The organism is Pandoraea anapnoica (genome assembly GCF_902459765.1).
In the GTDB taxonomy this organism is placed as follows: Bacteria; Pseudomonadota; Gammaproteobacteria; order Burkholderiales; family Burkholderiaceae; genus Pandoraea; species Pandoraea anapnoica.
In genome coordinates, this window is sequence record NZ_CABPSP010000008.1 from 12,696 (window position 1) to 38,474 (window position 25,779).

General features: G+C 62.0%; 23 protein-coding genes. 5 read left to right on the forward strand and 18 right to left on the reverse strand.

Features of this window, described 5'->3' with window-relative positions:
• Window positions 1-36: 36 nt before the first annotated feature.
• From PAN31117_RS14000 to cmk, 4 genes are all read right to left on the reverse strand, one after another.
• Window positions 37-330: a LapA family protein gene (locus PAN31117_RS14000; protein ID WP_039400068.1), complete on the reverse strand. Its 294-nt coding sequence runs from the start codon at window positions 328-330 to the stop codon at window positions 37-39.
• A 269-nt stretch (window positions 331-599) separates the two neighbouring features.
• A complete protein-coding gene (locus PAN31117_RS14005) occupies window positions 600-893 on the reverse strand; it encodes an integration host factor subunit beta (RefSeq protein ID WP_017232087.1) in 294 nt (97 codons plus the stop codon).
• Between the two features lie 12 nt (window positions 894-905).
• Window positions 906-2,609, reverse strand: a complete 1,704-nt coding sequence (gene rpsA / locus PAN31117_RS14010) for a 30S ribosomal protein S1 (RefSeq protein WP_039400075.1) — start codon at window positions 2,607-2,609, stop codon at window positions 906-908.
• Between the two features lie 112 nt (window positions 2,610-2,721).
• Entirely contained in the window at window positions 2,722-3,417 is a 696-nt protein-coding gene (cmk, locus tag PAN31117_RS14015; protein WP_217424881.1) for a (d)CMP kinase, read from the reverse strand.
• A gap of 112 nt (window positions 3,418-3,529) precedes the next feature.
• On the opposite strand from cmk, the gene PAN31117_RS14020 reads away from it, so the two are divergent.
• The gene (locus PAN31117_RS14020) at window positions 3,530-4,855 is read left to right on the forward strand and encodes an Nramp family divalent metal transporter (protein WP_150738719.1); all 1,326 of its coding nucleotides are present in this window, start codon (window positions 3,530-3,532) and stop codon (window positions 4,853-4,855) included.
• 86 nt (window positions 4,856-4,941) lie between these two features.
• On the opposite strand, the gene aroA is transcribed toward PAN31117_RS14020, so the two are convergent.
• The 6 genes from aroA to gyrA all read right to left on the reverse strand — a co-directional run bounded on the left by aroA (window position 4,942) and on the right by gyrA (window position 13,093).
• The gene (gene aroA, locus PAN31117_RS14025; protein WP_150738720.1) at window positions 4,942-6,264 is read right to left on the reverse strand and encodes a 3-phosphoshikimate 1-carboxyvinyltransferase; all 1,323 of its coding nucleotides are present in this window, start codon (window positions 6,262-6,264) and stop codon (window positions 4,942-4,944) included.
• Complete coding sequence (locus tag PAN31117_RS14030; RefSeq protein ID WP_150738721.1) at window positions 6,264-7,136, reverse strand: prephenate dehydrogenase; 873 nt, start codon at window positions 7,134-7,136, stop codon at window positions 6,264-6,266. The genes aroA and PAN31117_RS14030 overlap by 1 nt, the downstream gene beginning before the upstream one ends.
• Before the next feature lie 17 nt (window positions 7,137-7,153).
• Window positions 7,154-8,236: a prephenate dehydratase gene (gene pheA, locus PAN31117_RS14035; RefSeq protein ID WP_150738722.1), complete on the reverse strand. Its 1,083-nt coding sequence runs from the start codon at window positions 8,234-8,236 to the stop codon at window positions 7,154-7,156.
• A 102-nt stretch (window positions 8,237-8,338) separates the two neighbouring features.
• The gene (gene serC, locus PAN31117_RS14040) at window positions 8,339-9,451 is read right to left on the reverse strand and encodes a 3-phosphoserine/phosphohydroxythreonine transaminase (RefSeq protein WP_150738723.1); all 1,113 of its coding nucleotides are present in this window, start codon (window positions 9,449-9,451) and stop codon (window positions 8,339-8,341) included.
• Window positions 9,452-9,742: 291 nt separating this feature from the next.
• Complete coding sequence (locus tag PAN31117_RS14045; protein WP_150577708.1) at window positions 9,743-10,330, reverse strand: DUF2059 domain-containing protein; 588 nt, start codon at window positions 10,328-10,330, stop codon at window positions 9,743-9,745.
• Window positions 10,331-10,471: 141 nt separating this feature from the next.
• Complete coding sequence (gyrA, locus tag PAN31117_RS14050; RefSeq protein WP_150738724.1) at window positions 10,472-13,093, reverse strand: DNA gyrase subunit A; 2,622 nt, start codon at window positions 13,091-13,093, stop codon at window positions 10,472-10,474.
• A gap of 411 nt (window positions 13,094-13,504) precedes the next feature.
• On the opposite strand from gyrA, the gene ompA reads away from it, so the two are divergent.
• Window positions 13,505-14,173 carry an outer membrane protein OmpA gene (gene ompA / locus PAN31117_RS14055; protein WP_039400094.1) on the forward strand — a complete coding sequence of 223 codons (669 nt, stop codon included), beginning with the start codon at window positions 13,505-13,507 and terminating at the stop codon, window positions 14,171-14,173.
• Window positions 14,174-14,286: 113 nt separating this feature from the next.
• On the opposite strand, the gene PAN31117_RS14060 is transcribed toward ompA, so the two are convergent.
• Entirely contained in the window at window positions 14,287-15,075 is a 789-nt protein-coding gene (locus tag PAN31117_RS14060; protein ID WP_150738725.1) for a hypothetical protein, read from the reverse strand.
• Between the two features lie 189 nt (window positions 15,076-15,264).
• Here PAN31117_RS14060 and PAN31117_RS14065 point away from each other — a divergent pair, with 189 nt between their 5' ends.
• Both PAN31117_RS14065 and PAN31117_RS14070 read left to right on the forward strand, forming a co-directional pair.
• Window positions 15,265-15,735 carry an EVE domain-containing protein gene (locus PAN31117_RS14065; protein ID WP_150738726.1) on the forward strand — a complete coding sequence of 157 codons (471 nt, stop codon included), beginning with the start codon at window positions 15,265-15,267 and terminating at the stop codon, window positions 15,733-15,735.
• A gap of 160 nt (window positions 15,736-15,895) precedes the next feature.
• Window positions 15,896-16,603 carry an SIMPL domain-containing protein gene (locus tag PAN31117_RS14070; RefSeq protein WP_150665133.1) on the forward strand — a complete coding sequence of 236 codons (708 nt, stop codon included), beginning with the start codon at window positions 15,896-15,898 and terminating at the stop codon, window positions 16,601-16,603.
• A gap of 110 nt (window positions 16,604-16,713) precedes the next feature.
• Here PAN31117_RS14070 and PAN31117_RS14075 read toward each other — a convergent pair whose 3' ends face one another.
• The 6 genes from PAN31117_RS14075 to dctP all read right to left on the reverse strand — a co-directional run bounded on the left by PAN31117_RS14075 (window position 16,714) and on the right by dctP (window position 23,781).
• Entirely contained in the window at window positions 16,714-18,255 is a 1,542-nt protein-coding gene (locus tag PAN31117_RS14075) for a malonate--CoA ligase (RefSeq protein ID WP_150738727.1), read from the reverse strand.
• Window positions 18,256-18,341: 86 nt separating this feature from the next.
• Complete coding sequence (locus tag PAN31117_RS14080) at window positions 18,342-19,142, reverse strand: enoyl-CoA hydratase/isomerase family protein (RefSeq protein WP_246189080.1); 801 nt, start codon at window positions 19,140-19,142, stop codon at window positions 18,342-18,344.
• 26 nt (window positions 19,143-19,168) lie between these two features.
• Entirely contained in the window at window positions 19,169-20,752 is a 1,584-nt protein-coding gene (locus PAN31117_RS14085) for a malonyl-CoA decarboxylase domain-containing protein (RefSeq protein WP_246189081.1), read from the reverse strand.
• Between the two features lie 76 nt (window positions 20,753-20,828).
• Window positions 20,829-22,172, reverse strand: a complete 1,344-nt coding sequence (locus PAN31117_RS14090) for a TRAP transporter large permease (RefSeq protein WP_150738729.1) — start codon at window positions 22,170-22,172, stop codon at window positions 20,829-20,831.
• On the reverse strand, window positions 22,169-22,738 hold the full coding sequence (locus PAN31117_RS14095; protein ID WP_150738730.1) for a TRAP transporter small permease: 570 nt from the start codon (window positions 22,736-22,738) through the stop codon (window positions 22,169-22,171). The genes PAN31117_RS14090 and PAN31117_RS14095 overlap by 4 nt, the downstream gene beginning before the upstream one ends.
• Window positions 22,735-23,781 carry a TRAP transporter substrate-binding protein DctP gene (dctP, locus tag PAN31117_RS14100; RefSeq protein ID WP_150738731.1) on the reverse strand — a complete coding sequence of 349 codons (1,047 nt, stop codon included), beginning with the start codon at window positions 23,779-23,781 and terminating at the stop codon, window positions 22,735-22,737. The genes PAN31117_RS14095 and dctP overlap by 4 nt, the downstream gene beginning before the upstream one ends.
• Window positions 23,782-24,132: 351 nt before the next feature.
• Here dctP and PAN31117_RS14105 point away from each other — a divergent pair, with 351 nt between their 5' ends.
• Window positions 24,133-24,804, forward strand: coding sequence for a GntR family transcriptional regulator (locus tag PAN31117_RS14105; RefSeq protein WP_039400112.1), 672 nt, complete (start codon window positions 24,133-24,135; stop codon window positions 24,802-24,804).
• Window positions 24,805-24,828: 24 nt separating this feature from the next.
• On the opposite strand, the gene lgt is transcribed toward PAN31117_RS14105, so the two are convergent.
• Window positions 24,829-25,719 (reverse strand): prolipoprotein diacylglyceryl transferase, encoded by an 891-nt coding sequence (gene lgt / locus PAN31117_RS14110; protein ID WP_150665138.1) that lies wholly within the window; start codon window positions 25,717-25,719, stop codon window positions 24,829-24,831.
• Window positions 25,720-25,779: the final 60 nt, after the last annotated feature.

Below are 25,779 nucleotides of genomic sequence, written 5' to 3' on the forward strand. Positions count from 1 at the left end.
ATGAGGATGACGAGTATTGCGTGCCGCGGCTTCGCCTTAGACTGGCGGCAGCATCGGCGGCTGATCGCTCGCTTCGGGTTCCCGCTGAGCACGGGCCAGATCGCGTCGCGTGCGGCGCAACTCAAGGCGCTGACGCATCAGACTCGGCAACGTGGCGAGCACACCGATGACGCCACCGACCACGAAAAACGCCAGGCCGATCATGATGAGCGGCGCCGTCCACGTATGCCCCAGGAACAGGTTCAACGTGACCTCGCCGGTGTTGGCGAGCGCCAGGCACAGCAACACCACGAATACGATCAGACGAACGATCCAAACAATCAGCTTCATGCCGAAAGGCTCCTGCGGCAGGATTGCCGTATGTTTTGCGACTTGGGCCGGCCAAACGTGACGAGGCGGAACGACGACAGCGTCGAGCCCCTCCCCGCGTACCGGGCAGGCACGTGGGCGTATTGTACCGGATGTGCCCTGTGAGGCGTCGTTCCTGCAAATGCCTTCACATTTCCGGCGCTTGTCCGCACTCGCGGAGCATTGCCGAACGCCGGAGACAAAAAAAGCGCCCGAAGGCGCTTTTTTTGCGTAGTAGATCCCAAAGGGCCTTATTGGTCCGACGCCTTGTGATCAACCCGCTCTCGCAACTCCTTGCCCGGCTTGAAGTGCGGCACGAATTTCTCCGGCACCATCACTTTCTCGCCCGACTTCGGGTTGCGGCCGACGCGCGGTGGCCGACGGTTGAGCCCAAAACTACCGAATCCGCGGATTTCGATTCGATGACCGCGCGCAAGCGCATCGGCCATCGCGTCGAGAATCGTCTTCACCGCGAAATCGGCATCCTTGAGCACCAACTGGGGAAACCGCGCCGCCAACTGGTTGACCAATTCAGACTTGGTCATAGGCCTTGGACCTTACTGATTCTGGCTGTCCAGCTTGGCCTTGAGCAGGGCACCGAGATTCGTGGTGCCGCTCGCTGCCGAGCTATCCGACGACATCTTGCTGATCGCTTCCTGTTGCTCGGCCGAATCCTTGGCCTTGATCGACAGGTTGATGTTGCGCGACTTGCGATCGATGTTGACGATCATTGCGTTGACGGCTTCGCCTTCCTTCAGCACGTTACGGGCATCTTCCACACGGTCGTGCGAGATTTCCGATGCGCGCAGGTAGCCTTCGACGTCATCGCCCAGCGAAACGACAGCACCCTTCGGATCGACAGCCTTGATGGTGCCGTCAACGATCGAGCCCTTGTCGTGGATCGCCACGAACGTGTTGAACGGGTCGCCTTCGAGCTGCTTGATACCCAGCGAGATGCGTTCCTTCTCGACGTCGATGCCCAGAACCACCGCTTCGACTTCGTCGCCCTTCTTGTACTTGCGAACAGCTTCTTCGCCGGCTTCGCTCCACGACAGATCCGAGAGGTGGACCAGGCCGTCGATGCCGCCAGGCAGACCGATGAACACGCCGAAGTCGGTGATCGACTTGATTGCGCCCTTGATCTTGTCGCCCTTCTTGAAGTTGCGCGAGAAGTCATCCCACGGGTTCGGCTTGCACTGCTTCATGCCGAGGCTGATACGACGACGGTCTTCGTCGATCTCGAGCACCATGACTTCGACTTCGTCGCCCAGCTGGACAACCTTGGTCGGCGCAACGTTCTTGTTGGTCCAGTCCATTTCCGACACGTGAACCAGGCCTTCGATGCCCGATTCCACTTCGACGAATGCGCCGTAGTCGGTGATGTTGGTGACCTTGCCGAACAGGCGGGTGCCTTGCGGGTAACGGCGAGCAATGCCTTCCCACGGATCTTCGCCGAGTTGCTTAACGCCCAGCGAGACGCGGCCCTTCTCTTGATCGAACTTGAGGATCTTGGCGGTGACTTCCTGGCCAACCGACAGAACTTCGCTCGGGTGACGCACGCGACGCCATGCGATGTCGGTGATGTGCAGCAGGCCATCGATACCGCCGAGGTCGACGAACGCGCCGTAGTCGGTGATGTTCTTGACCACGCCCTTGACGATCGCGCCTTCCTTGAGCGTTTCGAGCAGCTTGGCGCGCTCTTCACCCTGGGTGGCTTCGATCACGGCACGGCGCGACAGCACGACGTTGTTACGCTTGCGGTCGAGCTTGATAACCTTGAATTCGAGGGTCTTGCCTTCGTACGGGGTCGTGTCCTTGACCGGACGCGTGTCAACCAGCGAACCCGGCAGGAATGCACGGATGCCGTTGACCATCACGGTCAGACCGCCCTTGACCTTGCCGGTAATCGTACCGGTCACGAGGTCGCCCGATTCGAGGGCCTTTTCCAGTTGCAGCCACGAGGCCAGACGCTTGGCCTTGTCGCGCGACAGCACGGTGTCGCCGTAGCCGTTTTCCAGGGCGTCGATCGCCACGGAAACGAAATCGCCGGCCTGAACTTCGACCTCGCCCTGATCATTCAGGAATTCTTCGATGGGGATGTACGCTTCGGACTTGAGGCCGGCGTTGACGACCACGAAGTTGTGGTCAACCCGAACGACTTCTGCGCTGATGACTTCACCAGCACGCATGTCTTGGCGGGAGAGCGACTCTTCGAAAAGCGCCGCGAAAGATTCGTTGGTCGAGGTTTGCAGGTCGGACATAAAAGTGGATTACGCCGCTGACGTCCGTCTACCGAGCGGGTTGACGCTAACGTACAACGGTTGGGTTAATGGTTAGACAAAGCCCGGCCGGATGACTGCATGAAACACCCGGTCAGGCGCCTTGCGGGTACTGCACTTGCGCGAACCATTCGAGCACCTGAGCCACCGCCTGATCGACGTTGAGCCCCGATGTGTCGAGTACCCGCGCACCCTCTGCCGGCCTTAGCGGTGCTTCCGCACGGGTACGATCCCGCGCATCACGCGCCTCAAGATCCAGCATGAGGCTGTCTATGTTAGCAGAAAATCCTTTTTCTATCAATTGCTTATACCGCCTCTCGGCACGCGCCTGTGGCGTGGCGGTCAAAAAGACCTTCAGATCGGCTTCCGGAAAGATCACCGTCCCCATGTCACGGCCGTCCGCCACAAGGCCCGGTGCGGTCTTGAAGCCCCGCTGGAGCGCCGTGAGCGCCTGGCGTACCGCCTTGTGCACTGCGATACTCGACGCCCGGTTGCCGATCGCCTCCGCACGGATCGCGTCGGTCACGTCTTCGCCGGCCAGCCAGATCCGCTGATCGCGAAAACGCACGTCAAGCGTCTCGGCGAGCACCGCCAGCGCGCTGACATCGTCCGGATCGATCCCGTGGCGCGCGCTCGCCAGCGCGGTCAGCCGGTAAAGCGCCCCGCTGTCGAGGTAATGAAAGCCCAGCTCGTCGGCCACGCGGTGCGCCACCGTGCCTTTGCCGGATGCCGTCGGGCCATCCACCGTAATGACCGGAATCGAGTCGTCCACCACCGTCAAATCAGGCATCCCTTCGTCTCTGTCTATTCAACACATTAAAAAATAATACTTCCCATCTAAATAATAATGATTATCATTTAGATATGGGCGCTATTTTGCGTCGCCGGAAGATGTCACTGCCATGCAAAGCCGCGATTATCCCTTAGCTCGCCCCGAATGGGTGCCGCCGCCCGATCGGCAAAACCGTACGCCGCGTCGCGCGCAGCGGTGGATGGGGTTCGCCGGGGCGGGAACGCTGATCGCCGTCGGCTATATGGATCCGGGCAACTGGGCCACGGCCATCGCCGGTGGCGCCCGCTATGGCTACACGCTGCTGAGCGTAGTGTTGCTCTCGAGCGTCATGGCATTGTTGTTGCAGTGGCTGGCCGCGCGCGTGGGTCTGGTGACCGGACGCGATCTCGCGCAACTCTCACGTAGCCAGTATAGCCGTCGCACCTCTCTGGCGTTATGGGGGCTTTGCGAGATCGCGATCATCGCCTGCGATCTTGCCGAGATCATCGGCAGCGCAGTGGCGTTGCAACTGCTGTTCGGTCTATCGCTACCCGTAGGCGTGGTGCTCGCAGGAGCCCTCGCATTCGCGATGCTCGGGTTGCAAGGCTTTGGGCAGCGACGCCTTGAAGGTGCCGTCGCCGCATTAATTCTGCTCACGGCGGGTTGCTTCGCGGCGCAACTGGCGCTCGCGAATCCCGACTGGGGCGCGGCCGCCGCAGGTCTGCGTCCGCGCAGCGAGATCGTGGCGCAGGCTGGCATGCTCTGGCTCGCCACCGGCATTCTCGGCGCGACAGTCATGCCCCACAATCTTTACCTCCACTCGGCACTGCTTCGCATGCGAGGCGAGGCCATGCCCGAACGCACGCCTGCGGCCATGCACCGTGCGCTGCGCACGACCCAATGGGACACCACGCTCTCGCTCGGTTTCGCGTTCCTGATTAACGCCGCGCTGCTGATCCTGGCCGCAGCCGTCTTTCATGCCAGCGGGAACACGTCGGTGGAGTCACTCGGCGACGCACACAAGCTGCTCGCGCCGCTGCTCGGCAATCAATGGGCCGGGGTGATGTTCGCGGTCGCGTTGCTCGCCTGCGGCCTGAATTCGACCGTGACGGCAACGCTTGCCGGCCAGGTCACGATGGAGGGCTTTCTGAATCTGCGAATGAGGCCCTGGCAACGTGCGCTTATCACGCGTGCGCTAGCCCTTGTTCCCGCCCTGTTGATTGTCGGCCACGGCGGAGAAGCACAGACGACGAACCTGCTGATCTTCAGTCAGGTGATTCTGAGTCTGCAATTGCCCTTCGCCGTGATTCCGCTCGTACGATTTGCTGGCGACGCGAAGCTCATGGGCCAATGGAGAGTACGCGGCATGCTGCTTGCAAGCGCATGGCTGATCGCTGGCGCGATCGTTGCCCTCAATGGCGTGCTCCTATGGCAGGCGCTGACCGGACAAGGGTGAGAGAACAGATGGGGCAAACATCGCTGAAGCGAATTCGCCCCAGCGATGATTCAAAGCTCGACCATCATTGAAGCCCCACCCGACTTTCAGGATGCGACTCGTGCGAACTCCGCGAAGTAGGTCGGGAATGTCTTGGCGACACACTTCGGATCGTTGATCGTGACAGGCACGCCGCCAAGGCTGACGAGCGAGAAGCACATCGCCATCCGGTGATCGTCGTAGGTGTCGATAGCAGCATTGGCAGTGAGCGTAGCCGGTGGCGTCACGCACAGATAATCGGCCCCCTCTTCCACCGTCGCACCGACTTTTCGAAGCTCAATCGCCATCGCCGCCAGCCGATCCGTTTCCTTCACTCGCCAACTCGCCACATTGCGCAGCGTCGTCGTACCATCCGCGAACAAGGCCGCGACTGCAATCGTCATAGCTGCATCGGGAATGTGGTTGAAGTCCATGTCCACGGCGCGCAGCTTGCCTGAGGGCGTATCGATGCCGTGCACCTCAATCGCGTCGTCGAACATCGTGACGCGCGCGCCCATTGCCGCAAGCGCGTCGACGAAACGCACGTCGCCCTGCATGCTGTCGCGCCCCACACCTTCGACGCGCAACGGCCCACCGCCGATGGCGCCGGCCGCGAGGAAATACGACGCCGACGACGCATCGCCCTCAACACGCACCTCTCCAGGACTCCGGTACTTCGCACCATCGGCATCGGCGGCAGGCAGCGTGAATCGCGACCAACCATCCTGACGCACGTCGATACCGAATCGACGCAGCAGGCGCAACGTGATGTCGATATACGGCTTCGAAATCAGCTCGCCCTCGACCTCCACAACGATCTCTCCCGTCGCGGACGGCAGCAGCGGCAACGTCAGCAATAGTGCCGTCAGGAACTGACTGGACACATCGCCGCGCACGCGAATCGGTGCGGCAGGCGCGATCACCTCAGCCGGCTTGATATGCAATGGCGGGTACCCGGCATTACCGATGTAATCGATCTGCGCGCCGAGCTGACGCAGCCCATCCACCAGATCCCCGATGGGACGCTCATGCATGCGCGCCACGCCCGAGACTTCGTAGTCGCCGTGACTCAGCGACAACGCGGCCGTCAACGGACGAATCGCCGTGCCCGCATTCCCCATGAAGAGCTTTGCGGCCTTCACCGGGAACACGCCGCCGCAACCCTCGACGATGAAATCGCGCGAGTCGCCGACCTGCGTCCACTTGACGCCCAGTGCGGCCAGCGCGTCGAGCATGACCTGTGTGTCGTCCGACGCCAGCAGCTCACGCACATGCGTCGTACCGCGCGAGAGTGCCGCGAGCAGCAGTACGCGGTTCGAGATACTTTTCGAGCCGGGCAGACGAAGCGTGCCTTCGGCGTGGCCGTAAGGGCCGAGATCGAGCGTTTCCATTACTTTTCCTGTTGCTTGGCCCAGTCCGTTCGCGCCTGACTGGTGCGAGCGAACACGGCCTCGAGGCCGGTACCGTCACCGGCATCGATCAATTGACGCAGCGAACCGAGGGTGGCGAGATAGCCGTCCAGTTCGGCGAGCAGCGCGTCGCGGTTGGCGACACAGATGTCACGCCACATCTCCGGGTTCGACGCCGCAATACGCGTGAAATCCCGAAAACCACCGCCAGCGAATCCGAACTTCAACGCAGCGTCCGGTGCGTCGAGAATCTGCGCGATCAACGCGTACGACAGCACGTGCGGCAAATGGCTGACCGACGCGAACACGCGATCGTGCTGTCGCTCGGTCATCTCCGAGACCCGCGCACCGGTCGCCTCCCACATCGCCCGCACGCGTACGACATCGCCTGCACGATTGGCCGGTTGCGGGCACAACACGACCCGACGGTCGCGGTAGAGATCGACCTTTGCGGCGTCGACACCGGACAGCTCCGCCCCGGCAATCGGGTGCCCGGGCACGAAACGCCAGGCCTCGTCGCCCAGTGCCTCGTGCGCGGCGGCGACGGCATCCGTCTTGGTGCTGCCAGCATCGGTCACGATCGTCTCGCCGCTCAGATGCACACGAATGGCCGCAAGCAGCGCCGGCGTCTGCGCGACGGGTGCGGCGAGCAGCACGATGTCTGCCCCCGAAACCGCGTCTGCCATCGACGTGGCAGCCCGATCGATCACACCAAGTTCGCAAGCCCGGGCGAGCGAGGCTTCGGTCCGGCCGACGCCTACGACTTCGTTCACCGCGTCAGCGGCTTTGAGCGCACGTGCCAGCGAACCGCCGATCAGTCCGACGCCGCAGATAACGAGTTTATTAAGACGCATGGTGGTCCGCCTGTCGTTCAGGCGGAACGCGGGTACGACCCGAGCACCTTGCAGTAAGCCGCATTCTGACGAAGCGCCTCGAGCGCTTTCGCAACGTTCTCATCGTCGCGATGCCCCTCGAAGTCGACGTAGAAGTAATACTCCCACGTACCACTCTTCGCGGGACGCGATTCGAAACGCGTCATCGACACGCCGTTGTTCGCCAGCGGTTCGAGCAACGCCACAACCGCGCCGGCGCGGTTCGGCACTGAGAGAATCAGCGACGTCTGATCGCGACCGCTCGGTGCAGGGTCCTGCGTACCGACGACGACGAAGCGCGTACGATTGTGCGGGTCGTCCTGCACGTGCGAGAAAGCGATTTGCAGTCCGTACTGCGTCGCTGCCGACTCGCCGGCAATCGCCGCGATGGACGGGTCGGCTGCCGCCATGCGGGCGGCTTCGGCATTGCTCGACACGGCCTGACGCTCAAGCTGCGGAAAGTGTGCCGTGAGCCAATGCTGGCATTGCGCCAGCGACTGTGCATGCGAGCAGATACGCGTCACGCCGTCGAGCGTGCCGGTGCGCGACATCAGGTTGTGATGAATCGGCAGCGCCACCTCGCCACCGATGGTGAGCGGGCTTTGCAGCAATAGGTCCAGCGTGCGCGACACAACGCCTTCGGTCGAGTTCTCGACGGGGACGACACCGAAATCAGCACTGCCCGCCTCGACAGCGCGGAACACTTCGTCGAGCGACGGGCACGGCAGGCCCTTCACGCTCTGGCCGAAATAGGACAAAGCCGCTTGCTCACTGTAGGTTCCCGCCGGGCCGAGATAGGCCACGGTCATTACCTTTTCCAGCGCGCGGCTGGCCGACATGATTTCGCGCCAGATAGACGCGAGATTGTCACCATAAAGCGGGCCGTCGTTAGCTTGTTGCAGACGCGAAATCACCTGCAGTTCGCGCTCAGGCCGGAACACGGCCGCGCCGAAACGCTTTTTGACCTCACCCACTTCCAGGGCGACAGCCGCACGTTGATTCAACAGCTTGAGCAGCTGCGCGTCGATAGCATCGATTTTCTCGCGCAAGGGGCGCAGCGATGCGTTCAGATCGTCTTCCATGGAGCGTATTGTCTTCTTGCTATGTGACATGGTCAGGCAACTCCCAGCGCGACGCTCTCAATCAAGTTGAGGAACACGCGTCGCACTGGCGATGTGCCCTCGTCAGCCGTGGCTGCGCTCGAATTCGCGCAGGTAGTCGACCAGTGCCTCGACGCCGGAAAGCGGCATTGCGTTGTAGATCGAGGCGCGCATGCCTCCCACGGACTTGTGGCCCTTGAGTTGCAGCAGGCCGCGCTCGCGAGCGCCAGCCAGGAAAATTTCATTCAGTGCGTCGTCGTTCAGGAAGAACGGCACGTTCATACGCGAGCGGCAATCCGGCGCGACCGACGTGCGATAGAAGCCGCTGCCGTCGAGATACCCGTACAGCAGATCGGCTTTCGCCTTGTTCGCTGCCTCCATTGCCGCCAGACCGCCCTGACGCTTGAGCCACTGGAATACCAGACCAGCGATATAGATGGCGTACGTCGGAGGCGTGTTGAACATCGAATCGTTCTCGGCCACGATCTTCCAGTCGAAAGCGCTCGGCGTGAACGGCAGCGCGCGGCCCAGCAGATCGTCACGAACGATGACGACCGTCAGCCCCGACGGGCCGATATTCTTTTGTGCACCGCCGTACATCACACCAAACTTCGACACGTCCATCGGACGAGAAAGAATGTGCGAGGAAACGTCGGCAACCAGCGGCACGTCCGGCAAGCCGGCAGCCGCCAGATCGGGGGTCCAGAAATACTCGACGCCGTGAATCGTCTCGTTCGTGCAGATGTGCACGTACGCCGGATCCTTCGAAAGCTTCCACTCGTCGACTTTCGGCAAGCGAGTGAACTTCTCGGCCTCGGTACTCGCGGCAATGTTGACGTCGCAATACTTGCGCGCTTCCTTCTCCGATTTGACGGACCACGAACCGGTCACGACGTAATCGGCCGTGCGGCGTTCATTGGCACGCGCGCCGCCCAGTAGATTCATCGGGATGATGGCGTTCTCGGCAAGCGCGCCACCCTGCATGAACAGAATGCGGTAATTGTCCGGGACGGCCAGCAGCTCGCGCAGATCGGCTTGCGCCTGCGCCAGGATGCTCATGAACTCCCGACCGCGATGGCTCATCTCCATCACGCCCATACCGGCACCGTGCCAGTCGAGCATCTCCTCGGCCGCCTGGGTGAGGACCTCGGCCGGCAATGCAGCCGGGCCGGCGGAAAAATTGAAAGCGCGCGTCATAATGGATTTGCTGCAGTAAAAGTGAAACGCAAGCCGGCGGAATTTGACCCGTGCGGCTTGCGTTTCACGTCTTGACTCGTTTAGCGGCTGCGGCAAAGACTCACTATACCGCCAGTTAGCCATCAGGTGCGGGCATCCGACCCAATTCAGACGCCAACCGACCGCCTCTCGGAATGATCCGATCCGACGTCTGCGTTGGTGGCGGCATTGAATCCCCCAACGCAAAATGGCCGTTTGCGATCTCTCGCAAACGGCCATTATCCGGCAATCCCCGAGGGGACCGACCGAAATTTACTTCTTGGCCGGAGCCTTCGGTGCCGACTTGGCAGCCGCAGCGATTTCGGCGTCAGCTTGCTTGCTGGTCGCGTCGATCGATTGCGGCATGTACTTCTGCATCAGACCGCCAACGACTTCCTGGCCAACCTGATCCTGCACCTTGATGTACTTCTGGCCGACAGCGCTCTTGTAGAAAGCGGTCAGACCCTTGATTTCGTCGGTGGTGTAGAACTTGCCGTATGCGTTGTACTGCGCTTGCACAGCGTCGTTCTTGAAGGCGTCGGTCGTGAAGACCTTGCCAGCGCCGTCAACCAGCTTCTGCACCGAGTTTTGTTGCAGCGTCGGCACGATGGCCTGCTTCTGCGCGTCGCTCAACGTCTTGTTCTCGACCAGTTGGCGCTCGAGCACTTGCGGGGCCAGTTGCTTGGCCTGACCTTGTGCACCTTCGCCGATCGCGCTGACGAGTTTGTTCGAGTCGATGGCGTCCAGCAGCTCCTTGATGGCTGCCTTCTTGTCCGCGTCAAGCGGAGCGCTCTGCTGAGCCATTGCCATTGCCGGTGCTGCGAGCAGCAGCCACATCCACTTCTTGACGTTGTGTTGCATAGTAATAGTCACTCCAAAGTTCGTCCGCCTTCGCTGACGATAAATAGATGCATCCTCGCCTGGGCACTTCACTGCATCGGGCCAGATTTTACTGACTTTTTGGGGCAATGCACCCCTAGATTACATCGAGTTACGCCGGTATTACTCCGTGACATCCGCTTCCGGCGTCTCATCGTCGCCTTGCGCATCGCCATTTTCGGCGACTTCCGCGTCGGACTCAACGATGCGTTGCAAACCCGAGAGCGTCGTCCCTTCGTCCAGGCTGATCAGCGTCACTCCTTGCGTGGCGCGACCCATTTCGCGAATCTCGGAGACGCGCGTGCGAATCAGCACCCCGCCGGTCGTGATCAGCATGATCTCGTCATCCGGATCGACCAGCGTCGCCGCAACCACCCGGCCGTTGCGCTCGCTCGTCTGGATCGCAATCATACCCTTAGTGCCACGGCCGTGGCGGGTATATTCCGTGATCGACGTGCGCTTGCCGTAGCCGTTCAAAGTCGCCGTCAGCACCGACTGCTGCTCGTTCTCGGCGACCAGCAGTGCAATCACGGTCTGACCGTCTTCGAGCTGCATGCCACGAACGCCACGCGCCTCGCGACCCATCGGACGCACGTCGTTCTCGTCGAAGCGCACAGCCTTGCCTGCGTCGGAGAACAACATGACGTCGTGGGCGCCGTCGGTAATCGCTGCGCCGATCAGCACGTCGCCGTCGTCGAGGTTCACCGCGATGATGCCCTTCTTGAGCGGACGGCTGAAGGCCGCGAGCGGCGTCTTCTTGACCGTGCCCAAGCTCGTTGCCATGAACACGAAGCGATCTTCCGTGTACTCCTTGACCGGCAGCACCACGTTGATCTTTTCGCCTTCCTGCAACGGGAACATATTGACGATCGGACGGCCACGCGAGTTCCGCGAACCCTGCGGCACTTCATAAACCTTGATCCAGTAGACGCGGCCACGGTTCGAGAAGCACAGGATCGTGTCGTGCGTGTTCGCGATGAACAGCGTATCGATCCAGTCGTCGTCCTTCGTGGCTGCCGCCTGCTTGCCGCGACCGCCACGCTTCTGCGCACGGTACTCGGACAGCGGCATCGACTTGATGTAACCCGAATGCGACAACGTCACGACCATGTCCTGCGGCGTGATGAGATCTTCGGTATCGAGTTCGGTTGCGTTGTGTTCGATGGTCGAGCGGCGGGCGTCGCCGAACTCGGCGCGCACGGCGGTCAGCTCTTCGCTGATGATGGCCGTCACACGCGGCGGGCTAGCCAGAATGTCGAGCAGGTCGGCGATTTGCGCCATCACTTCCTTGTACTCGGAAACGATCTTGTCCTGCTCCAGACCGGTCAGGCGTTGCAGACGCATCTGCAGAATTTCCTGCGCCTGCGTTTCCGACAAGCGGTACAGCCCATCCGGCTGCACGCCCACGGTAACGTCGAGTCCTTCCGGACGGTAGGCCGCCAGGCCACCCTGCGTTTCCGTCTCGGCGCGCGCCAGCATCTCGCGCACGACCGACGAATCCCACGACTTCTCCATCAACGCCGCCTTCGCGATCGGCGGCGTCGGCGCTGCCTTGATGATCGCGATGAAGTCGTCGATGTTAGCGAGTGCTACCGCCAGACCTTCGAGCACGTGGCCGCGCTCGCGGGCACGACGCAGTTCATAGACAGTGCGGCGAGTAATCACTTCGCGGCGGTGCGCCAGGAAGTGCACCAGCATTTCGCGCAGATTCAGCAGCTTTGGCTGGCCGTCGACCAGCGCCACCATGTTCATGCCGAACGTGTCTTGCAACTGCGTGTGCTTATACAGGTTGTTCAGGACAACCTCGGGTACTTCGCCACGCTTGAGTTCGATCACGACACGCATACCGCTCTTGTCGGACTCGTCGCGAATGTCGGAAATACCTTCCAGACGCTTTTCGTTGACAAGTTCGGCAATCCGCTCGAGCAGTGAGCGCTTGTTAACCTGGTACGGCAGCTCGTCGACGATGATCGCCACGCGCTGGCCGCGATCAATGTCTTCGAAGTGCGTCTTGGCACGCATCACCACACGGCCACGGCCGGTGCGATAACCTTCGCGCACGCCCGAAATGCCATAGATGATGCCGGCGGTCGGGAAGTCCGGCGCCGGAATGATCTCGATCAGTTCGTCGATGGTCGCTTCCGGGTTCTTCAATACATATAGGCAACCCTCGACGACTTCGTTGAGGTTGTGCGGCGGGATGTTGGTTGCCATACCCACGGCGATGCCCGACGAACCGTTGAGCAGCAGGTTCGGGATGCGCGCGGGCAGGATCAGCGGTTCCTTTTCGCTGCCGTCGTAGTTCGGTCCGAAGTCGACTGTTTCCTTGTCGATGTCGGCAAGCAACTCGTGGCCGATCTTGGCCATACGAACTTCGGTGTATCGCATGGCTGCGGCGTTGTCGCCGTCGACCGAACCGAAGTTACCCTGGCCGTCGACCAGCATGTAGCGCAGCGAGAAAGGCTGCGCCATGCGAACGATGGTGTCGTATACAGAGGCGTCGCCGTGCGGGTGGTACTTACCGATGACGTCACCGACAATACGCGCGGACTTCTTGTAAGCCCGGTTCCAGTCGTTGTTCAGTTCGTGCATGGCGAACAACGCGCGGCGGTGAACTGGCTTCAGGCCATCGCGCACATCCGGCAAAGCGCGGCCGACGATCACGCTCATGGCGTAATCGAGGTACGACCGCCGCATTTCTTCTTCGAGCGAAATCGGGAGAGTTTCTTTGGCGAACTGATCCATTATCCGTGTCTATCAAGCCCTAATCGCGATAGGCGGCTGCCGGCGATATGATCATGCGATTCTAACATGCCCGTCATAGGCATCCGAAACGAGCGTGATGCGATGCACAAGAGACGTCTGGCACGCCAAAACGTCAAACAAGGGAAAGAAATGAAACGGTTGGCGAGGGGCCTCAAAAGGTGTTGCGCTCAAACCACAACTGCGCCACGACGGGCGGCAAAGCTGGGGTTTTTCTCGCGAGCGTCCGAATCGCTATGGCAAAATGCCGTGGCATAAGTTAGACATTATTCGAAGTGCATGGGCCATGCTTTCGCGCATTTGCCGATGTTATACTTCGAGCGATGTAAGACTTTGGTTCTGTCGTCTAGGCTCGCAGTAAACCTGCGGTAATCTCATTTCGAGAGGAGAAATATGAATAAATTCGCTAAGCTCGCGATCGTTGCAGCTACCGCAGTGATGGCTGCTTCGGCTATGGCCCAAAACTACGTCCAGACCGCTCCGGGCCCGATTGCGGCCTCGAAGCAAGCCGTCAACGACAACTGGGTGAACGGCAGCGGCGAGTGGGTTTGGAAGAACGGCTCGGACGAACTGTGCTGGCGCGATGCGTACTGGACCCCGGCTACGGCCAACGCCAAGTGCGACGGTTCGATCATCGCTCAAGTCGCAGCTCCGGCACCGACCCCGGTCGCTCCGGTCGCTCCGGTTTCGCAAAAGGTCACGTACCAAGCTGACGCACTGTTCGACTTCGACAAGGCTGTCCTGAAGCCGGCCGGCAAGCAGAAGCTGGACGACCTGGCTGGCAAGGTTCAGGCTCTGAACCTGGAAGTCGTGGTTGCTACGGGCTACACGGACCGCATCGGTTCGGACAAGTACAACGACCGTCTGTCGCTGCGCCGCGCTCAAGCTGTGAAGGCTTACCTGGTCAGCAAGGGCGTCGAAGCCAACCGCGTGTACACGGAAGGCAAGGGCAAGCGTAACCCGGTTACGACCGATTGCAAGGGCCCGGTTAACGCCAAGCTCAAGGCTTGCCTCGCACCGGATCGTCGCGTGGAAGTCGAAGTCGTCGGCACGAGCAAGTAATACGCTCTACCGGCAACGAAAAAACCCCGCCTCGGCGGGGTTTTTTTTCGTCCTTCGATAACGATCAGGTAGCCGGATCAAACGATGTGCCGCGCGCCGGTGCGCCAACGACCTCAGGCCTCGCTCCCCAACTGTGGGTATTGGCGCCTGACCATGAACGCCATCAGCGCCTTGACCGGACGGTCGCGCCACCACGATCCGGTCTCCAGCGGCTTGAACATCATGCGCGTGGCGGCCTCCACCGGCATGTACTGCTTCATGACGTCGCCCGACTTCTCAAGGAAGGCATCCCATGTCATCGTCTCAAACGGCGGCGGCGTGCGCCAGAATCGGTTGAGCGGCTCGAAGGCAAACGCGATGTCTTCGTCGCGCACCAGTTCGCTGCGCGCCACCATCGTGCGCAACCGGCTGATGACCCCGTGCTGCTCCACCGCGTTGTATCGGTCGAAGGTCTTGCGGAAATAACGGTAGTGGCCCACTTCCTCGCTGCTCAGCTTATGCATCATCTGCTTGAGCTCCTCGACCGGCATATACGATTCGAGGCAGCGGTAGATCATGGCCGTCTGCGTCTCCGTGACGCACCGCGACAACGCTTCGAGCGCCAGCGACGGGCGCATGTACTGCACGTCGCAGCGTGGCTTGTAGCGCGCCAGAAACGCCTCGTAAGCCTGAGACCAGTCGAACTCCGGCCATACACGGGCGATATAGTCTTTCGCGAGTCGCCCGTGCTCGACTTCCTCGGGCAGCCAGGTGTCTTGAAGCCACGTGCGCATCTCGTCGTCGTCGCCATACATCTGGTTGAGCGTGGAGACAAACTCGGGGACACTGGTCTCGATGAACGACACCGTGGCAAGGGAATAGAAGATGAACGCGTTGCTGCGAACAGACGGCTCTGCTGCCATGACTCACGCTCCTATCGGCATAGGCGGTTGAACATGTACATGAAACGTCACGCGAAGGTTACAAAAGCATAGTATAGGAATTGGCCCAATATCGCAGTGCGGCAAACATTCGATGACAGATGCGTCGTCTTACTGCACGATGTCTTCACAATGCCAGCCGTACCGCGCCACCCCGAACACCGACACCTCATGACCCAACGCTACTGGTTGATGAAGTCCGAACCCGAAGAGGCGAGCATCGACGACCTCGCCAGCGCCCGGCAGCAAACCCTTCCATGGACCGGCGTTCGCAACTATCAGGCGCGCAACTTCATGCGCGACGACATGCAAGTGGGCGACGGCGTGCTCTTCTACCATTCGAGCTGCGCAGTACCCGGCATTGCCGGACTCGCCACGGTTGCTTCCAAAGCGTATCCCGATCCCACGCAATTCGACCCAAAGAGTCCCTACTTCGATCCCAAATCACGGCCCGACGCACCGCGCTGGCTGCTTGTCGACGTCAAGCTCGATCGCAAAACACGGCTCGTGCCGTTGACGGAAATGCGTGAAACGCCCGAACTCGACGGCATGCTCGTACTCGCACGCGGCAACCGTCTCTCGATCACCCCGGTGTCCCCCGAACATTGGAAATTCATTAGCAAGCACTTACTTAGAGCTTGATTTAGGAAAAGGATCCCAAGGGAACCAAAATTGTTGCGATAGCGTCTGTATAACGTTGCCGCCACACGCATAGTGCGGACCCACTCGCTAGCGATGTGGCGTCAACCGGTCAAACGTTCGCCGCCAAGATGCGAACTCACATTCGAAAAAGGACAACACTATGCGCAAGTCTCTCGCTGCTGCTCTTCTGATTGCGACTGCCGCCAACGCCGCGTATGCCCAGTCGGGCGACGAATCGACGCGTCAGGTTTCCGGCGTGCTGGGTCTTGAAGCGAACGCCACGAAGGAAGTGGAACAGGACACCGTGCACATCACCATGTCGGCACAGGAGCAAGGTCCCGATGCGGCCACCGTGTCGCGCAACCTCACGCAGAAGGCGAACAAGGCGATGTCCGTTGCCAAGAGCCAGAGCGCTGTCGACGTGCACACCGGCAACGTCTCGCTCTATCCGACGACCAACCGCGACGGCAAGATCACGGCCTGGCGCGGTCGTACCGAACTGCAAATGACGTCGAAGGATTTCGGCGCGGCGTCGCGTCTCGCGAGCCAGATTTCGGACCAGATGCAGATGGACGGTGTGTCGTTCTCGCTCTCGCGTGAAGCGCAGGAGAAGACGCAAGCCGAGCTGACCAATCAGGCGATTCAGGCGTTCCGCAATCAGGCGCAGAACAACGTGAAGGCGTTCGGTTACAGCGGCTACACGATCCGTCAGGTGCAGGTTGGCTCGAACGCGCCGATGATGCCGCGTCCGTACGCGATGAAGGCGATGGCCATGAGCGCCAGCGCCGACGCGGCCCCGCCGATGCAACTCGAAGGCGGCAAGACGCAAGTGACCGTCACGGTTTCGGGTACGGTGCAGATGAAGTAAGAGCGCCGTCCCGCAGACCTGCGGACAGCACAAAAAGCAATGCCGCCTCTGAAAATCAGAGGCGGCATTTTTTGCGACCTATGTGCCCGTTCGCGACGTCAGATCGCGACTCACTTGAAGCGGTCGCGCAGCAGGTTCTTCTGCACCTTGCCCATCGTATTGCGCGGCAGCTCCGCGACGACGTGCACACGCTTAGGCACCTTGAAGTTGGCAATGCGCTGCTTGAGTGCATCGATCACAGCGCGCTCGTCGGGTGCCTGCGCCCCGGCGCGCGGCACAATGACCGCGACCACCGCTTCGCCGAAATCCGGGTGCGGCACGCCGATCACGGCCGACTCGGCCACCCCGTCCATCTCGTCGATGAAGCCCTCGATTTCCTTCGGGTAGACGTTGTATCCGCCTGAGATGATGAGATCCTTCGAGCGGCCGACGATGTGCACGTAGCCATCCTCATCGAACTTCCCCACGTCGCCTGTCTTGAAGAAGCCGTCTGCGGTAAATTCCTCGGCCGTCTTCTCCGGCATGCGCCAGTAGCCCGCAAAGACGTTCGGCCCCTTTACCTGAATGTGCCCGATGTCGCCTTGCGCACTCGGCTGGCCGTCGTCGCCGACCACACGCACGGTCACGTCCGGCAGCGGCACGCCGACGGTGCCAGCACGGCGCACCTTCGCCGCGTCGCCGTGATACGGATTCGAGACGAGCATTACCGTCTCCGACATGCCGTAGCGCTCGAGAATCGTGTGTCCCGTGCGCTCGCTGAACGCGTCGAATGTCTCGCGCAGCAGCGGTGCCGAGCCCGAAATGAACAGGCGCATATGACGACACACTTCGCGATTCAGTCCCGGCTCGGCGAGCAGACGCACATAGTACGTCGGCACGCCCATGAATACGGTGGCCCTCGGCAGTTGATGCAGTACTTCGCGCGCATCGAACTTCGACAGCCAGATCATCTTGCTGCCGGAATAGAGCGCCCCATGACTTGCGACGAACAATCCGTGCACGTGGAAGATCGGCAACGCGTGCAGCAGCACGTCGGCGCCTCCTTCCGACTGAGGTTCGCGCCAACCCCAGAACGCATGCAGCACCCGCGTGTTGCTTGCGAGATTGCCGTGCGAGAGCATCGCGCCCTTGCTGCGCCCCGTGGTCCCCGAGGTATAGAGGATGGCCGCGAGATCGTCGGGTGCGCGCGGCACCGTGTCGAACGTGTCGCCGAACCACGCCGCGCGTTCAAGCAGCGAGCCGGTCCGGTCGTCGCCCAGCGTGAAGACATGTTTCGCGCCGTTCGTGAACGCAATCTTCGAGACCCAGCCAAAGTTCGACGGACTACACACCACCACATCCGGCTCGGCATTCTCGACGAAATAGGCGATCTCACTCTCGCGATACGCGGTGTTGAGCGGCAGATAGACGTACCCGGCACGCAACGTGGCGAGATACAGCAACAGCGCTTCGGGCGACTTCTCGACCTGCACGGCAACGCGGGCACCCGGCGTCAGATCCAGACTCGCGAGCAGGTTCGCGATGCGCGCGCTGGCGTGCTCAAGATCGCCCCAACTGTAGTAAAGCCCTTCGGGGGTCTCGATGGCGCACGCCGATTTATCCGCAGGGAAGCGTTCGGCAAAGAGTCGATAGAGGTTGGCGTCTTGCGTCATAAACAGAACCGGAAATCAATCAGAACGGGAAATACGTCGATAAACACTGCATAGAGAAGGCGAAGCGCACAAGGCGCACAAGACGCTCAACGCCCCCTGAAATCGGGCGGCCGCTTCTCGAGAAACGCGGCCACGCCTTCATGGTGATCGTGGGAGTCCCAGTAGGAGAAGGCTCGCTGCCACTCCGCCTCGGACAGCGGCGGCACTGGCGGCGCGAGTCGGGCAATCAGCCACTTGTTCAACTGCGCGGCAAGCGGTGCACCGGCCGCGATGCGCCGTGCGCAAGTGTAGCCTGCCTCCTCGACCGCCTCGTCGTCGACCACGCGGGTCAGCAGCCCTTTTTCGCGCGCCTCACTCGCGCCGAACACCCGCCCTTCGAGCAGGATTTCTAGCGTCGCCGCACGACCGGCCAACGCCAGCACGCCGCGCAACTCGCCCGGCGCCATAGGAAACCCGAGTTTGTTGATGGGCACGCCGAATCGCGCCCCCTCCCCCGCAATGCGCAAATCGCAGTGCGTGGCAATCTCCATACCTCCGCCCACACAAACGCCCTCGATCAACGCGACGCTCGGGTGTCGGCAACGCGCCAGCGCATCGAGCGTCGGTCCGATGATCTCGCCGTGATAGCGACGCAACGTGTCATAGCTGCCGCGCTCGACCGGAAACTCCTCGATATCCGCCCCGGCGGCAAAGTTGCCCTGCGCACCACGAACGACGATAGCGCGAACACGCGAGTCGTCGTCAAGCGCCTGCACATGCGCGCGTAGAGCGCGCCACATCGCCACCGAGATGGCGTTGAGCTTGGAGGGATTGGAAAGCGTGAGCGTCACCAATCCTTCGTCGAGCAGACTGTCGTCGCGCAGCACTTCGCCCACTACTTCGTTCACACGTGTCTCCATGAGGTTATCCGTCGTCACAGAAGACGCGACACCGCGCGCCCCAGCGCAGGCTCGCCGTCGATGAGCCGTTGCAGGGTCGCGTCGAGTTCATCGGGCTCGTAAAGATAATTCACCATCATTCCGCACGACTGCTTCGCGCCCTTCTTAGAGAGGTCAGCATGCCAGTTGATACGCTCCACGCGCGCGCCATTGCCGAGATGGAACCGCGCAACGGGGTCTCGCGGCTGTCCGCGCACGGTCTCGCGAGCAAGGTAGTGCGCCGCCAGCGCTTCGCCCAACGTGCGCTGCAACGCCTGCCCGCTCTTGCGATCGGGGGACGCCTGCAACCACGCCACCATCTGCGCCCCCGACGCTTGCGCCGCCAGCGACGGCTCCTGCGCAAGCAACTTCACACGCTTCGGCCCGAGGGCCGCGACAAGCGCTTGCGCCGACAGTTGCCGCAGCCAGTCGTTGAAGCCGGGAATCGGCGAGAGCGTTGCGAAGTTGCGCAGCTTCGGGAAGTCGACGTGCAACTCGTCGATCACACGCTTGAGCAGGAAGTTACCGAAACTCACGCCGCGCAGGCCCGGCTGCGTGTTCGAGATCGAGTAGAAGATCGCCCATCGCACGCGCCGCAGGTCTTCGAGCGGCGCTTTTTCGTCGAGCAGCGAATGAACGTCGGCCGCCATCTCCGGCACGAACGCCACCTCGACGAAGATCAACGGTTCGCGCGACATACGGGGATGGAAGAACGCGTAGCAGCGGCGGTCGGAATCGAGCCGGTTGCGCAAATCGGCCCACGACGAAATCTCGTGCACGGCCTCGTAGCGCATGAGCTTTTCGAGCAGCGACGCAGGCGAATCCCACGTGATCGGATGCAGTTCCAGCAGACCGACGTCGAACCAGGTCGAGAACAGGCTGCCCAGATCCTCTTCTAGCGCCGCCAGTCCGGGCAACACTGCGCGATGACGCAGCATGTCGGCGCGCCAGTTGACGAGGAACGGCAGACCGTCCGGCAGCGCGTTAAAGCGCTTGAGGAACCGCACGCGCGCGCTCCCCAACGCCCCGGCGAGACCGGTCGCCGTGCTGGTGGCGCGACGGCCGTCCTTCGCTGCATCCTTCGCCGCGTCTTTACTTGCGTCCTTGCCACTGTCCTTGATCGTGCCCTTGCCGTCGCTCCCAACTTCGCCATCGCTCGCGCAGATGTCAGCCACGACGGTGAGCAACGCCAGTTGCTCTTCGGCAGACGCCGTGCCATAGCGCGCCATGAACTCGCGCGCAGCTTCGTTGGCGGAAGAATCCGTCAGACGCGCTGAAAAGCACTGCGCCAGCTGTCGGCGCAACGCGTTCTCCGCCCGCGCCGACAGCGGTGCGGCGACGATCTTGCCGTCGCCCTTGCCGTCCTTGCCGTCTTTCGGTGCACCGCCCTGCCCGCCCGATTTGCCGCGTCCGAACCACTGCCCGAGCCGCTCCCCGAGCGTCGGCCTGGGCGACGGCACCGGCGCGCTCACGTCCGGCGCGCTCTCCGACGCACCGCGACCGGGTCCGGATGACGAGGGCGACGAAGACGCCGCCGCCATTGACGAATTCAGCGCTACAGGCACAGACATTGCGGACATGATCGGCTCATCCTTCATAGTTTCCTCTCAAGGCACGGGGCTCGGTTCGGCTGCCGCCATCTCACGTGATCTCACGTCATCCCATCAGCCGGTCCGGCAGCCACAACGACAGACCGGGCATCAGACAAATGAGCACGACAGCCACCACCATCAACACGACGAAAGGCATCACACCCCAGACGATGTCGCGCAATGCGATATCGGGCGCGGTGTTCTTGATCACAAAGATGTTGAGTCCGACTGGCGGGTGAATCAATCCCAGTTCCATGACAATCGTCATGACCACCCCGAACCACACCAGATCGAACCCGGCCGCGCGCAGCGGCGGCAGAATGATCGGCGCGGTCATCAGGATGATGCTCACCGGCGGCAGAAAGAAGCCCAGCACGACCACCATCAAGAGAATGGCGGCGAGCAGCACCCAGCGCGACAGTTGCAGCCCCACGATCCATTGCGCGGCCGACTGGCTGATGTGCAGATAGCTCATCACATACGAGTAAAGCAGCGACATGCCGATGATGAACATGAGCATGGTCGACTCGCGCAACGTCCCTGTGAGAATCGGCGCGAGTTGACGCGGCTTCCACATCCGGTAGATCACGGCGATGAGCGCGAGCGCCAGCAGCCCGCCCAGCCCGGCCGTCTCCGACGGCGTTGCGTACCCGCCGTAGAGCGCCGCCATCACACCGATGAGCAGCGTGACGAACGGCAGCACGCGCGGGAGCAGCGCCAGCTTCTCGCGCATCGTGGCCGGTGGCTCGCTTGGGAACGGCGACGGCGTGCCGTCGCGCGCCAGCGCCAACTGCGCGTTCGCGTATTCCTTGCGATAACGCCAGGCCGCGTAGCACGAGAACAGCCCCACGAGCAGCAGCGCCGGCACGATGCCCGCGAGGAACAGACGTCCCAGCGACTGCTCGGCGGCCACAGCATAGAGAATCATCGTGATCGACGGCGGCAGCAGGATACCCAGCGTACCGCCCGCCGCGATGATGCCCGCCGCAAACCCCGGCGAGTAACCGCGCTGACGCATCTCCGGAATCCCGGCGCTGCCGATGGCGGAACACGTCGCGGGACTCGACCCTGCCATGGCGGCAAACAACCCGCAGGCGAAGACGTTGGCGATGCCGAGCCCGCCCGGAATACGTCGCATCCACGCGTGCAGCGCAAGGTAGAGATCCTGACCCGCGCGCGACTTGCCGATGGCCGCGCCCTTCAGGATGAACAACGGAATCGACAGCAGCGTGATGCTCGCCATCTCCTCGTAGACGTTCTGCGTCACCGTGTCGAGCGACGACGCTGGCATGAAGCCGAACATGAACGCCACTGCGACAGCCCCCAGCGCGAACGCGATGGGCATCCCCGAAAACATGACGACGAGCGTTGCGCCGCCGTAGAGCAATCCGATCGTGAGCTCGCTCATGCGCGCCCTCCCGTGACGTGCTGCGTGGTGCCTCTCATCTCACACGCCCCGATGGCCACTTGCAGCAACAACTGGACGGTGAGCAACGTCATGCCGAATGCCATCAGGCCGTAAGGAATCGCCAGCGGCGGCCCCCATGTCGAACTGCTGGTCTGACCGTCGACATAGGCTTCCCAGAAGAGCGTCCATGACTTCCACGCGAAGAACGTGCAGAACAGGAACGTCAGAATGTCGACGAACCAACGTCGCACGCGATTCACGCGCGGGGAAAGCAGTGTCGTGATCGCTTCGATGCCGATGTGCCCGCGCAGATGCTGCACGTGCGCGGCCGACACGAAGGTCGCGCCGACCAGCAGGAACACGGCGGCCTCGTCCTGCCAGTCGGTCGCGAGTTTGAGTACGTGCCGCGCGAACACGCTGTAGCTGAGCACCAGCGCGGCCCCCACGAGCGCGAACATGCACACGACCATGAGCAGGCGGCTCACGCCCTGCAAGAGGGCGTCGAGCCGTCGCAACGCACGCGAACGGGCGACTGCCGGCTCCGCGCTCGCGACGGCCCCGCTCATGCAGGCACCTTCTCGGCCAGCGCGAGCAGCTTCGCGCACGTATCCGACTTGCTCGCGTAATCCTTCCACGCGGTGCGCCGGGCAATGTCGCGCCACTTCGTCACGGTCGCCTCGTCGAGGTCGTAGACCTTCGCACCGGCCTTCGTGTAGACGCTCGCGATCTGCGCATCGTCGGCCTTCGCCGCTTCCGTGCCGAACGCTTCCAGATCGGCCCCGACTTGCAGAATGACCTGCTGCTGATCGCGGGGTAGCTTGTCGAAGACCTGCTTCGACATGAGCAGTGGTTCCAGCATGAACCAGTACGACTTGTTGCGGCCGGTAGTCAGATGCTTCGAGACTTCTTCGAGACGGAACGACATCAGGCTGGTGGAGGACGTCATCGCCGCATCCATCGCGCCGGTCTGCATGGCCGCGTACAGCTCGTTCGACGGCAGCGAGATGACCGCAGCCCCCGCTTCCTTGAGCATCATGTCCATCTCGCGGCTACCGCCGCGCACCTTCAGGCCCTTTGCGTCCTCAGGTGCGACAAGCGGCTTGGACCGGCTGGCCACACCCCCGGCCTGCCAGACCCAACTCACGATCACAATGTCCTTCGCGGCGAGCACATCGGTCAGCACCTTGCCGATCTCGCCGTTGCGCCAGGCGTTGCCCTGCGCATATGAAGTCACAAGACCCGGCATCAATCCAATGTTCAGTTCCCTGACTTCGCCGCCCGCGTACGGCAGCGGATAGAGCGAGAGGTCGAGCGCCCCGCGACGCAACGCCGAGAACTGTGCGTTGGTCTTCATGAGCGAGCTGCCCGGATAGACCTGGAACTTCAGTGCGCCGTTGGTCCGCTTTTCGACTTCCTGAGCGAACTTGCGGCACAAACGGTCGCGAAAATCGCCTTCGGTCAGCGTGCCGCCGGGGAATTGATGGGAAATCTTGAGTGGGCCGGTTTGCGCGAATGCGCCGCCCCAAGGGCTGGCCAGACCACCGGTGACCAGCGCCGATGCGGCGCCGAGCATGAGTTGCCGCCGCAGCGGGGAAGGTGTTGTCTCCATGGCGTCTCCTGTCACTTTTGTCAGCGATGAACCTGCGAAGTCCGGTGCGTGACATCGCCCGAAGCCCGCTTCGCCAACCGCCGAAGACGGACGCCGGGTGCACCACCGGAAACGCCGGCACTGCATGTACGGATGACTGCTTTGTTTTTGAAGTTTCGAGTGCGCGAGTTGCCGCTCTCGGAATGAAATCGTATAGTTAAACCGTAACGGTGTATACAAATTGGCCGGTTAAAAAATACACTTTTGGCGTTTACCCCGATCTTCAACGGGGAATGCACGCGTTACTTTGGCAGCCATGAACCCCATCCGACCCCCGATCACGGGATCGAAACCCGACCGAGCGAGAGCGTCATGACCGTAAAACCGAAGCGATCGGAAGCGCTGCGACAGGCCATCGAGGAAAAGATTGCCGTGGGCGAGTACCCGCCCGGCATGCGACTGGACGAGGTCGAACTGGCCACTGCGTTCGGTGTGTCGCGCACACCGTTGCGTGAAGCACTGATTCAGTTGGCGTCGTCAGGGGTGATCGAGATCCGGCCGCGCCGGGGCGCGGTCGTCGCGCAAATCGACCCGCAGCGGCTGTGCGAGATGTTCGAGGTGATGGCGGAGCTGGAGTCGATGTGCGGACGGCTGGCGGCGCGCCGCATTACAGAAGATGAACTGGCCGAGCTACGGCAGACGCACGAAGCCAGCCGGGCGGCGGCCGAGGCGCGCGACATCGACACGTATTACGAAGTCAACGCGCACTTCCACGCGCTCATCTATCAGGCGAGTCACAACGCCTATCTTCAGGAGACGGCGCTGCAACTACACCGGCGTTTGCGTGTGTACCGCCGGTTGCAACTACGCGTGCGCGACCGGCCGCATCAGTCGTTCTCGGAACACGACGCCGTTTTTCGTGCCATCGAGGCAGGCGACGCGGACGCTGCATCGGAGCATCTGCGCGGCCACGTCACGGTGCAGGGAGAGCGCTTTGCGGATCTGATGGCGTCGTTGCATGCGCTCTCGCGCAAGGCGGGCTGAGGGCGGGCTGAGGGCATTATGCCCTCACGCCGCCGACGTCACCTGCGCGCGTCGATATGACCACACCAGCATGATCACGCCGGCGACGATCATCGGCAGCGACAGCCACTGGCCCATCGACAGACCGAACGACAGCAAGCCGAGGAAAGCATCCGGTTCGCGCGTGAATTCGGCGAGGAAGCGGAACAGGCCATAGCCGACGAGGAACATGCCCGACACAGCGCCCACCGGACGCGCACGACGCGCGAAGAACCACAGCAGCAGGAACAGCGCCACGCCTTCGAGCGCGAATTCGAACAACTGCGACGGGTAACGCGGCAGCCCGTGAAACTGCGCGAACACCATCGCCAGCGCGTGATCGGCCATCGCCTGCGGATGCGCGAACATCCACTGCGCATCTTCCGCGGCCGCTTGCGGGAACAGCATCGCGAAGCGCGAATCGGGCGACGTCACACGGCCCCACAACTCGCCGTTGATGAAGTTGCCCAGACGCCCGGCGGCCAGCCCCAACGGGATCATCGGGGCGATGAGATCGGTGCCTTCGAGCAGCGAGTGCCCGCGACGGCGCGTGAACAGCCACATTGCCACCAGCACCCCGAGAAAGCCCCCGTGGAATGACATACCGCCTTCCCACACCTTGAAGATGTCGAGCGGATTGGCCAGATAGAACGACAGCTTGTAGAAGATCACATAGCCCAGACGTCCACCGAAAATCACACCGAGCACGCCGTAAAACAGCATGTCGTCGAGATCCTGCGCCTTCCAGCCTTGCGCCGCGATGGACGGCTGGCGCACGCGCAAGCGTCCTACCAGCAGGAAAAGAATGAAGCCGACCAGATACATCAGGCCGTACCAGCGGATAGCGAGCGGGCCGAGATGAATCGCGACCGGGTCGAATTGAGGATGAATCAGCATGGATCAGAAGAATCGATTCGTGAACAAAAGTTCCGCCAGGGGACGCGGGGACTGCCTTCG